Source organism: Protofrankia sp. CiP1_Cm_nod4, from assembly GCF_982290645.1.
In genome coordinates this window covers 1,582-12,294 of the sequence record NZ_CEVIVC010000039.1, presented here as the reverse complement: position 1 = coordinate 12,294, position 10,713 = coordinate 1,582, and the positions used below count along the sequence as shown (strand labels likewise).

At 71.7% G+C, this 10,713-nt stretch carries 8 protein-coding genes; 4 read left to right on the top strand and 4 right to left on the bottom strand.

Annotated elements, in window-relative coordinates; genetic code table 11:
* On the top strand, nucleotides 1–1,303 hold a 1,303-nt coding region (locus tag AC5LSR_RS09985; RefSeq protein WP_493468378.1), incomplete at its 5' end, for a lactate utilization protein B.
* Nucleotides 1,290–2,057 carry a LutC/YkgG family protein gene (locus AC5LSR_RS09980; RefSeq protein ID WP_250286030.1) on the top strand — a complete coding sequence of 256 codons (768 nt, stop codon included), beginning with the start codon at nucleotides 1,290–1,292 and terminating at the stop codon, nucleotides 2,055–2,057. The genes AC5LSR_RS09985 and AC5LSR_RS09980, both read left to right, overlap by 14 nt.
* A 113-nt stretch (nucleotides 2,058–2,170) precedes the next feature.
* Here AC5LSR_RS09980 and AC5LSR_RS09975 read toward each other — a convergent pair whose 3' ends face one another.
* From AC5LSR_RS09975 to AC5LSR_RS09965, 3 genes are all read right to left on the bottom strand, one after another.
* Nucleotides 2,171–3,085: a DUF8832 domain-containing protein gene (locus AC5LSR_RS09975; protein WP_250286029.1), complete on the bottom strand. Its 915-nt coding sequence runs from the start codon at nucleotides 3,083–3,085 to the stop codon at nucleotides 2,171–2,173.
* A 270-nt stretch (nucleotides 3,086–3,355) separates the two neighbouring features.
* The gene (locus AC5LSR_RS09970) at nucleotides 3,356–3,934 is read right to left on the bottom strand and encodes a hypothetical protein (RefSeq protein ID WP_493468377.1); all 579 of its coding nucleotides are present in this window, start codon (nucleotides 3,932–3,934) and stop codon (nucleotides 3,356–3,358) included.
* 248 nt (nucleotides 3,935–4,182) lie between these two features.
* The gene (locus AC5LSR_RS09965; RefSeq protein ID WP_250286027.1) at nucleotides 4,183–5,103 is read right to left on the bottom strand and encodes an NADP-dependent oxidoreductase; all 921 of its coding nucleotides are present in this window, start codon (nucleotides 5,101–5,103) and stop codon (nucleotides 4,183–4,185) included.
* Between the two features lie 812 nt (nucleotides 5,104–5,915).
* On the opposite strand from AC5LSR_RS09965, the gene AC5LSR_RS09960 reads away from it, so the two are divergent.
* Together AC5LSR_RS09960 and AC5LSR_RS09955 are read left to right on the top strand one after the other, a co-directional pair.
* Nucleotides 5,916–6,785, top strand: a complete 870-nt coding sequence (locus tag AC5LSR_RS09960; RefSeq protein ID WP_250286026.1) for a HalD/BesD family halogenase — start codon at nucleotides 5,916–5,918, stop codon at nucleotides 6,783–6,785.
* Nucleotides 6,786–7,939: 1,154 nt separating this feature from the next.
* Entirely contained in the window at nucleotides 7,940–9,748 is a 1,809-nt protein-coding gene (locus AC5LSR_RS09955) for a choline/carnitine O-acyltransferase (protein WP_250286031.1), read from the top strand.
* A 76-nt stretch (nucleotides 9,749–9,824) separates the two neighbouring features.
* Here AC5LSR_RS09955 and AC5LSR_RS09950 read toward each other — a convergent pair.
* Nucleotides 9,825–10,713, bottom strand: an 889-nt coding sequence (locus tag AC5LSR_RS09950) for an efflux RND transporter periplasmic adaptor subunit (protein WP_493468376.1), incomplete at its 5' end; no start/stop codon positions are given.

Sequence of the window (10,713 nt, the reverse complement as noted above, 5' to 3'; positions counted from 1 at the left end):
CCGGGCCGCCGGCGCCGGCGGGAGCGCCACCGGCGCCGGCGAGGTCGTCAAGGTGAAGTCGATGGTCACCGCGGAGATCGGCCTCAACGACGCGCTGGCCGCGGCCGGCATCACCGCGGTGGAGACCGACCTGGCCGAGCTGATCATTCAGTTGGCCGGTGACCGGCCCAGCCACATCCTGGCCCCGGCGATCCACCTCAACCGGGCGGAGATCCGGGAGATCTTCCTGCGGGAGATGGCGGACGCGCCGGCCGGCCTGACCGACCAGCCGCGGGCGCTGGCCGCCGCGGCCCGCGCGCACCTGCGGCGCAGGTTCCTCACGGCGAAGGTGGGGATCTCCGGGGCGAACTTCGCGGTCGCCGAGAGCGGCACCCTGGTGGTGGTCGAGTCGGAGGGCAACGGCCGGATGTGCCTGACCCTGCCCGAGACCGTGATCAGCATCGTCGGTATCGAGAAGGTGGTGCCGACCTGGTCCGACCTGGAGGTGTTCCTCCAGCTGCTGCCCCGGTCGTCGACCGGGGAGCGGATGAGCCCGTACACCACGATGTGGACCGGTGTTACCGAGGGTGATGGTCCGCGCGCCGTCCACGTGGTGCTGCTCGACAACGGCCGCAGCCGCGCGCTGGCCGACCCGGTCGGCCGGCAGGCGCTGCGCTGCATCCGCTGCTCGGCCTGCCTGAACTCCTGCCCGGTGTACGAACGGACCGGCGGCCACGCCTACGGATCGGTCTATCCGGGCCCGATCGGTGCCATCCTCACCCCGCTGCTGAACGGGGTGGACGCCGGGCCGGTGGAGAAGGCGCTGCCGTACGCGTCGTCGCTGTGCGGCCGCTGTTTCGAGGTCTGCCCGGTGCGTATCGACATTCCCGAGGTGCTGGTGCACCTGCGCGGCCAGGTCGTCGACGCGGCGCGCACCCGTCCGCGGCCGGCGGCGGAGGCGGTCGGGATGCGCGCGGCGGCCTGGGCGCTGGCCCGGCCCGGCCGGCTGGCTGCCGTCCAGCGCGGTGCCGGTGCGGTGCGGCGGCTGCTCGGTGACCGGGAGACCGTCGGGCCGGTGCCGCTGCCCGGCCCGGCGGCGGCGTGGAGCCGGGCGCGCGACGTCCCGCTGCCGCCCCCGGAATCCTTCCGTGCCTGGTGGGCGCGTACCCGCGGCGAGAACACGGCCGCGGCAGAGGACGCTCCCACGGGCAGGGACGCCCCGACGACGGCAGGCACGCCCACCGCGGAGGACACCCCCGCGGTGGGGCGCATCCGTGGTGGGGAGGCCCCCGCGGTGGAAGGCGGCCGTGATGAGCGCGCGTGAGCAGATGCTGCGCCGGATCCGGGCGGCGCTTGCCGATGTGCCCGCGGCCGAGCGGCCCGAGGACGTCCCGGTTCCCCGCGACTATGCCCACCCGCGCGCGGCCAGCGCGCCTGGCACTGCCAACGCGGCTGGCACGGCCGCCAGCACTGCCGACACGGCTGACGCGCGGCGGCGGTCGGCGGCGACGGTGGAGCTGTTCCACGAGCGGGTCGCCGACTACCGGGCCGTCGTGGACCGGGTGCGTCCGGACGGCCTGACCGCCGCGATCGTGCGGGCGCTCGCCGGCGCGCGCCGGGTCGCGGTGCCCGCCGGGCTGCCCGCGGACTGGCTCGCCGCGGCGGAACAGGCGGTGGCACGGGCCGGCGGGCAGGTGCTCCGGGACACCAGCGAGGCGCCGCTGTCCGTGCCCGGCCTGGACGCCGTCGACGCGGTGCTCACCGGCGCCGCGGTGGGGGTGGCCGAGACCGGCACGATCGTGCTCGACGGTGGCCCGGCCTGCGGGCGCCGCGCGCTCACGCTGGTCCCCGACGTGCACGTCTGCGTCATACCGGCCGGGGACGTCGTGGCCGGCGTCCCCGCCGCGATCGCCCGTCTGCGTCCGGACCAGCCGCTGACCTGGATCTCCGGCCCGTCCGCGACCAGCGACATCGAACTGGAGCGCGTCGAGGGGGTGCACGGCCCGCGCACCCTGCACGTGATCGTCATCGACGAGGGGCCCGCTGCTCCCGGCGCGCCGGAGGAGCTTCGGCCATGATCCGTCCCGCGGATGACCGAGGAAGAACGCCCAGCTCATGGCCGACGCGGCTCCACCACCGGGAAGCGTCGGTCGGTGACCGCCGCCGCTTCCCGGCTCCGGCCGGATGACGGTCAGCCGACGGGCAGGGTCACCGCGGCCGTGCGCAGCACGCCGGCGGTCTGGAACTGAACGAACAGCCGCCAGTTGCCGGCGCGCGGCAGGCTCGCCTCGAACGTCAGGGCCGGGCCGCCGTCCTTCCCGCCCGGGGTCGTGCCCGTCGGATGCAGGTGGGCGAAGGCGAGGTCGCTCTCGTGGAAGGCGGTCAGGTGCGCGTAGGTGTCCAGGTAGAGCTGTAGGTCGGTGACGGGCCGGCCGCCCGTGGACACGGTGATCGTCAGGGTGCCCGCGTTCCTGGCTGTCAGCCCGCCGGCCAGGGCCAGGGTGTAACCGTCGACCGTGGCCGTGGCCGACGCGGGCGGCAGCGGTGTGTCGGCGGAACCGCCGGCGACGGTGACCGGCTGGCCGAGGACCGTCGGGACGTCCGCGCCCGAGGCGTCTGTGGTGACGAACGAGGCGTACACCCGGTACGCGCCCGGCCGGACGGGCTGGAGCGGCGCCGTCCAGGTGCCGTCGCCCTCCACGTCCGGGTGCACGTGCTGGAAGCCGGTGAGGTCCGACCGGATCAGGTACAGGTGCATCGGTTTGGTCTGGTCCAGCCTGAACGCGGTGACGGGCGTGCCGTCCCCGGCGCCCGTCCCGGTGCCGTGGGTGCCCAGCGGCGACATGCCCGAAGCATGATCGTGCTGTCCCGGGCCTGCCAGGATGCGGAACCGGAACGAAGTCGGCTGGTCGGCCGGCAGCGTCGACGCGACCGGGACGAACCGCAGCCCGGATGCCTCGGCGGCCAGGCCCTCCCCGGCCGGCAGCCCCTCCATGCCCGGCATCCCGGCATGGCCGGGCATGTCCGTGCCCGGTATCCCGGCATGGCCGGGCATCCCTCCGGACGCCGGCATCCCGCCGTGCCCCGGCGTCGCGGGAGACGCCATCGGGTGCGCGATCTCCGGCCCGGTCGTGGTGGAGCTCCCACAGCCGGCCGCTGCCAGCCCGATCAGGAGCGTGGCACCGGCCAGCACACGCGCACAACGCGGGCGGACGGTGGATGGATACGAAACGCGGCCATGCGAACACAGAAGTGCGTGCGAACGCGGAAATGTCAGCATTGGGATCGGAAGTCTTTCCGGACGGCGCGCGGCACGCGCGCGGATGGACAGCAACGTCGGACTGACCGGAGCCCTGCTCCGGTCAGCGGTGTTGCGTCACGTCCGGGATATGCACAGCCTGGTCAGCAGGCCTGAACCGGCTGGCGGTGGGGCCCGGCGCCGCCGGCCACCGCTGTCGACGCCGGCGTACTGCCCCCTGCCGGGCCACGTCCACGCGATCACGGCGATGCCCAGCAGGAGCGCCAGCAGACCGAGCAGGCCGCCCGGCCCTGTCCGGGGCGGCAGCGACACGCACAGGGCGCCATGCCCGCCGGCACCGCTGGTGATCACAGCCACTGACGGTGGCACGGACGTCCCATGGCCGCTCGCCGGGGCGGACAGCGGCATGGGAGGCGGCACGGACGTCCCATGGCCGGTCATCGGGGCCGCCGCGGGCGGGTGCCGTACCTGCGGAGCCCCGTGGCCGGCGCCCAGGCCGTGGGGCTCCGTTACCGGCCCCGCCACTGCCGGCCCCGCCACTGGCCCCGCCGTGTGGGCGCCACCAGGGCATCCCAGCCCCACCGCCACACCGTGCATGACGAACAGCCCGGCCAGCGCGGTGCACGCCAGCAGCAGGCGGTACACCGCCGACACGCGACGGGGCGGTGCCAGGCGGGCCGCCGCCCGCGTCGGCACCGCTCCACCAGCCATCGCAGTCTCTCTCCCGCTGGAACCAACGGCTGTCCACCATGAACGGCTGTCCACCATGGTAGACAGCCAGCCGGGCACGGGGCGGACGGCCCGTTGCCGACGCGGCGTCCACAGGCCGCTCCTGCCCGTGGGACGTCCGGGAGCGGCCCCGGCAGCCAGGCCCGGGTGCGCGGGCCGTCGTCCGGCGGCGGCCCGGTCCGCCTGGAAGCACCTGCCGCTGGCAGGCGTGTCCGTCAGGACGGCAGCAGCACGATCTTGCCGCCGAGGTGGCCGGCCCGGCTGGCATCGAGCGCGGCGGCCGCCTCGGTCAGCGGATACGTACGCCAGATCGGCAGCCGCAGACGGCCCTCCTTGATCAGGACGAGGATGTCCTGGATCGCCCGCACGGTGTCCTGCCCGCCGCCGCCGACGTGGAGGCGGACCCCGTGGTCGGCGGCGTCGAACGCGGCGATGGTGAGCACCCGCTCGGGCCCGCCGGCCAGCTCGATCGAGACGGGCAGCTCGCCGCGGCCCGACGCGTCGAGCACGGCGTCCACCCCCTGGGGAGCGGCCGCGTGAACCCGGTCCGCCAGGCCGTCACCATAGGTGACCGGGATGGCGCCGATCGAACGCAGCAGCTCGTGGTTGGACTCGCTGGCGGTGCCGATCACCCGCACGCCGCGGGCGACGGCCAGCTGCACGGCGAGGACGCCGACACCGCCCGCGGCAGCGTGGATCAACAGTGTCTCACCCGCGGTGACAGCGAGCAGCTCGAGCACCTTCCACGCGGTGCCGCCGGCGCCGGCGAGGCTGCCGGCGGTCTCCCACGGCACCTCGGCCGGCTTGGCGACAAGAGCCGCCGGATCGGCGAGCGCGAACTGGGCGTAGGAGGCGGTCAAGGACGAGCCGAGCACCTCGTCGCCGGCCGCGAAGGCGGTCACACCGTCACCGACCTGGTCGATGATACCGGCGACGTCACTGCCCAGGCCCGCCGGCAGGTCCAGTGTGACCAGCTCCTGCAGAGCACCCTGGAGGATCTTCCAGTCGACGGGGTTCACGCTCACCGCCCGCACCGCGATCCGCACCTGGCCCGGGCCCGCGACCGGGGCCGGGAGGTCGACGACGCGCAGCACGTCGCTGGTGCCGTACTCGGAGAACTGCGCCGCAATGGGCATCTGCTCGGCTCACAATCTGCTGATGGTCGCAACGAGTGGTCATTCACCTGGCCGGGGATGGTCCCACCGTCCAGACAGCGGACCGATTCGTCCTGACCTGCAACACTGTTGATCGCAATTTGTAACGTGGCCGTGTTGTGGCCGCCATGCAGGGCAGCGGCCGGCCAGGCCGGTCCGGGCCGGTGCCGGGTGGTGTCGCCGCCTTGGCCGAGGGGCTGGCCGAGGGGCTACCAGCCCACCTCGCCGGCCTGGACGGGCCACCTGCGACGCCGGGCCGGCTCGCGGGGCCGCCCCGGCCCGCTCCGCCCGTGCGGGGGCCGTCGACGTCCATCCGGTGGTCACCCGGTACTAGCTGGTAATCGTCCGACAATCGGTCGTTGCTCACTTGGGGTTCACTTTTTAGTCACCTGGTGTGACTATCGGCTGAGGCTGCCGCCGGCGTCAAAATGAATGCCAGGGCGGGGACGGGGAAGATCCTGGTCGATCGTGATCGTCTGGCGTTTTCAAGGGATGGTGTCGCACGTCACAAACGACTTCATGGCCATGAATCGAGAGTAACGATGTGCTAAGAGTCGAAAAAGCTGTGCGATCATGTTTGTTTCGTGTCGGTGCCCGGTTCCTCGAGTGCTCCTGGCATGACCGAGGCGGGCGAGAAGACGCTGCGGACGTGACCTGTTCGCGGGGGAGGGATAGGCCTTGACAGCGTGTGGATCGGGCAACTGCCAGCGTATGGACGTCGGTCGTGGGGATTGTCCGTGTGGTTGTGCTGTCCTGCCTCGCGACGATGATCCCGGCTGGCGGAGGAGAGCCTCATGATCGCATCGGCGGCCCGGCTGATCGAGCGGGTGGTCAGCACGGCCTTCTATCCGCTGGCGGAGCCGGGTGGCACCGACTGGGAGTACGTGGTCTCTCGTACCCGGCAGGAGTTACACACCCACGGCTGCAGCATTCTGCACAACTTCATCCAGCCCGCCCGGCGTGAGGAACTACGGCTGGAATGCGCCGCGGTCGCCCCCCGGGCATACTATGACGTCGAGACCGTCAACGCCTACAACATAGCCGCCGACGCGGACCTGCCGGCGGACCATCCCGGCCGGCTGCCCATGCGGCGTGGTAACGCCTTCGTGGCGCGCGATCGCATCCCCGACGATTTCGTCATTCATCAGCTCTACACCAACGAGTTGTTCCAGCACTTCATTGCCAGTTGTTTCGAGCTGCCCCGGCTCCACGAGCTCGCGGATTCCCTGGCCGGGCTGTGCCTCAACGTTGTCACCCCGGGCATGGAACATCCATGGCACTTCGACACGAACGAGTTCGCGGTGAGCCTGATCACACAGGAGCCGACGGACGGCGGGGTGTTCGAGTACTGCCCGGGTATCAGGTCCACGACGACGGAGAACTTCGCCGACGTGCGGGCCGTGCTGGCCGGCCACGGCGGGCACCTGATCCGTCGGGTGTCCCTGCGGCCAGGGGATCTGCAACTGTTCAGGGGCCGTTATTCGATGCACCGGGTGAGCGCCGTGCGTGGTGACACCGCGCGTCACTCGGCGATTTTCTCGTACAGCGAACGCCCTGGGGTGGTCGGCAGCGTGGAGCGGACGAGACAGCTTTTCGGCCGGGTGCTGCCCCAGCACCTGGCGGCCGCTGGAAACGCCGTGCGGGTCGACCAACTGTTGGATTAAGGCCGTTTCCGGCGGATGCCGGCCGGAGTGGGTTACGACCTGTTCCGGCCGGAAGATCCGCCGGACGCGGTCTGGGGGGGCGACCGGCAGCCCGGGCCCGATGCCGGTCAGTTGCCCGTTCCGTGATCCAAGGAGGAACCCAGCCCGTGCGTTTTGATGCCACCGGAAAAGTTTCACTCGATCACATCTACACCCAACCCGACCCGTACGCCTACTTCGACACGCTGCGCAGGCTCGACTATGATATCCCGCAGCTGGCGAAACCTCATTTCGTGAAGATCATCGAAGCGTGCCGGGAGTTACGGGGGGATTCAGGTATCAACATTCTGGACATCGGTTGTTCGTACGGTATCAACGCGGCTCTGCTGAAATGTGACGCGAGCATGGAGGAGCTGTACGAACGGTACTGCGACCGGGACGCGGGTACACCGGCCCGTGAGACGCTGCTGGCCCGTGACCAGGAGCTGGTCCGGTCGCGGGCCGACCCGCGCCGAATCCGCTTCGTGGGCCTGGACACCTCGCGGCCCGCCCTCTCGTACGCGCTCGCCGCCGGTTTCATCGACGACGCGGTGCACGCCGATCTGGAGGAGAAGGACCCCACCCCGCGACAACGCCGGCAGCTGGCCGGCGCCGACCTGGTCATCTCGACCGGCTGTATCGGTTACGTCACCCATCGGACCCTCGTGCGGGTGGTCCACGCGAACGACGAGCGCCGGCCGTGGATGGCGCATTTCGTCCTACGGATGTTCCCGTTCGAGCCCGTCGAGGAGAGCCTGGCCGGACTGGGGTACGAGACCGTTCATCTCGAGCACATGTTCCGGCAGCGGCGCTTCGCCTCTCCCCAGGAGCAGTCGCTCGTACTGGACACCCTGAGCAACGTCGGCGTGGACCCGAGTGGTCTGGAAACCGACGGCTGGCTCTACGCGCAGCTCTACGTCTCCCAGCCGCGCGGCACGAAGGGTTGCGTGGTCATCGACCTCGCAACCGGCAATGGATCACTAACCGGCAAGAAATCGTCCAGGTCCCCACAACCACCGAGCCCGAGGATCACATTGACTGTCAATCAGGAACTGAGCGTGACCCAGCGGCTGTCCACCCCGGCTACCGCCCCCGCCAGCCAGGAGCCACCCGCCCGTACGCCTGCCGAGCAGGAACTGTCCACCCGCACCTTCGGCAATGAGGACCTGCTGCCACGGGTGCCGCTGCCCGCCCTGGAGGAGAGCGCCGAGAGGTTCCTGGAGTGGGCCGCGCCGCTGCTGACCGCGGACGAGCTGGCTCGGACCGAGGCGGCGGTGGCCGCGTTCCGGCGGCCGGGCGGCCCCGGTCAGCGGCTCCACCAGGCACTGGTGGAGTACGACGCCACCGAGGGTGTGCACAGCTGGCTCGACACGTTCTGGCCGTCCCGGTATCTGGGCCGCCGCGACCGCATCGCGCTCAACGCGAACTTCTTCTTCCTGTTCAAGAAGTCGCCGCTGCGGCAGGTGGAGCGGGCCGCCGGGCTCATCGCCGCCGCCGTCAACCACAAACTGCAGCTCGACGACGAACGCATCCCGGCCGCCATCCAGCGGGGGCGGCCGCTGTCGATGGAACAGAACAAGTTCCTGTTCTCCACGACGCGGATACCCGGAGCCGAGCAGGACACCGTCCGCGTGCCGTACAGCGAGCAGTGGCCGGGCCCGTCCCGGGCCCGCCACATCGCGGTGTTCTTCCGCGGGAACATCTTCCACCTGGACGTGCTGGGCCCCGACGGCCGGCCGTACGCGTTAGACGATCTCGCGGCGGGCCTGGAGGCGATCCGGAAGGCCGGTGCGGCCCCGGCCGCGCCGGACAGCGCCGTCGGCCAGCTGACCACCAAGGCCCGGGCGGAATGGGCGGCCAGCCGGCAGACACTGATCGCCCACCACCCCGGCAACGCCGCCGCGCTCGACGAGGTGGAGACCGCGCTGTTCCTGCTGTGCCTGGAGGACATCACGCCCACGGACACCCAGGAGGCGTGCGACCAGCTGCTGTACGGCAACAGCGGTAACCGGTGGTTCGACAAGGCCGTCTCGGTGATCGTGTTCGAGGACGGCACCGCGGGTATCAACATCGAGCACTGCGGCCTGGACGGGACCACGATCCTCAGCTTCGTCGACTCGCTGCTGGGCTCCTCGCCCGAGGAGCACTCGGCGCGGTCGGGGGCCGTCCCCCAGGGCCTGCCGGACATCAGGCCCGTCGAGTTCGTGCTGGACGACGACCTGCGGGCCGACGTGCGGGCCGCCGACGAGGCGTTCGCGGCATACGGCGCAGCCACCGCCACGACCATCCTGTCGTTCGACGACTTCGGCGGGAACCGGGCCAAGCAGCTGCGGGTGTCACCGGACGCGTTCGTGCAGCTGGCCTACCAGCTCGCGCACAAGCGGGCCAAGGGGCTGACCGGCGCCACCTACGAGTCGATCGCCACCCGGCAGTACCGGCGCGGGCGCACCGAGGCGATGCGCGTCGTCACACCCGAGGTGCTGCGGTTCGTGGCCACGCTGGACGATCCGACGGCGGACGCGGCGGCCCGCCGGGCGGCCTTCCGGGCAGCCGCCGAGAAGCACGTGGCACGGGCGAAGCAGTGCCAGTCGGGACAGGCGCCCGAACAGCACCTGTGGGAGCTGCAGCTCATCCAGAAACGGCGCGGCGAGGAACTGGGGGTGACCGAGGCGCTCGACCTGTACGACAGCCCGGGCTGGGTGAAGCTGCGGGACGACTACCTCAGCACCAGCTCCGCGCCGTCGGTCAACATCGAGTACTTCGGCTTCGGCTCGACCAGCAGCCAGTGCATCGGCATCGCCTACGTGCTGCTGCCCGACCGCTTCAACCTCTACCTGAGCACACCGCGCGCGGTGGCCGACGGGCTGTACACCTTCGTCGACCGGCTCCGTGAAGCGGTCTACGAACTCCAGGCCCTCCTCGCCACCGAAACCCCGGAGAACTGACCCCGTCCCTTTCTCTCCGAACACCCACAGTTCTGCTTCTCCGTCGAGGTGGCGGTTGGACGGAACGGGTGACCCGTCACCCGCTCCGTCCGCCGCCTCCTCCGTTGACGACGAAGCCGCCGCCACCGGCGCCACCGCCGCCGGTGAGGCCGCCGCGGCCGCCGGTGAGGCCGCGGCCGGCTGGTCCGATGCCGGCGCCGCCGAGGCCGCGCGGGGTGGTGTTGCCGGTGGGCAGGGGGGCGTTCAGGTCCGCGAGGACGACCTTGTCGCCCTCGGACAGGCCGGACGTCACCTGGGTGAAGGCCGGGCCGACCGCGCCCACCCGCACCGGCACACTGGTCGCCCTGCCATCGCGCAGGACGGACACGACGTACCGGTTGCCGATGCGCAGCACGGCCGAGGTCGGCACGGCGAGCGCGTCCGTCGCGCTGGCGGTGACGATGGCCACGGCCGTGCCCGAGCCGGCGAACAGCTTCCCGCCGCCGTCGTCCAGGCCGATGGTCACCGGATAGGCCACCCCGGACGACGATCCCGACGACCCGGCCGAGGCCGTCCCGCCGGACGCGGTGGACGCCGCCGGGAGCAGGCCGACCGCCACCACGGTGCCGGTCAGTGGGGAGCTGGTCCCGTCGGGGGTGATCCTGGCCCTGGCGCCGATCTTCACAGCGGCCAGGTCGCTGTCGCTGACGGTCGTCGTCACCTGCTTGGCGTCCGGGTTCAGCACGACGATCGTGGCCGTGCTCGACCCGGTGCCGACGGACTGGCCGGAGGCGATGTTGACGGCGGCCACCAGACCGCTGATCGGGCTGACCATCCGTGCCTGCTCCAGGCTCTGCTGCGCCACCAGGAGCACGGCGTTGGCCGCGTCGACCGCGGCCTGGTCGGCGGCGATCTGGGCGGCGGACGCCGGCGCGCGCGAGCCGCCCGCGCTACCCGCGCCACTCGCACGCGAGCCGCCCGCGCCA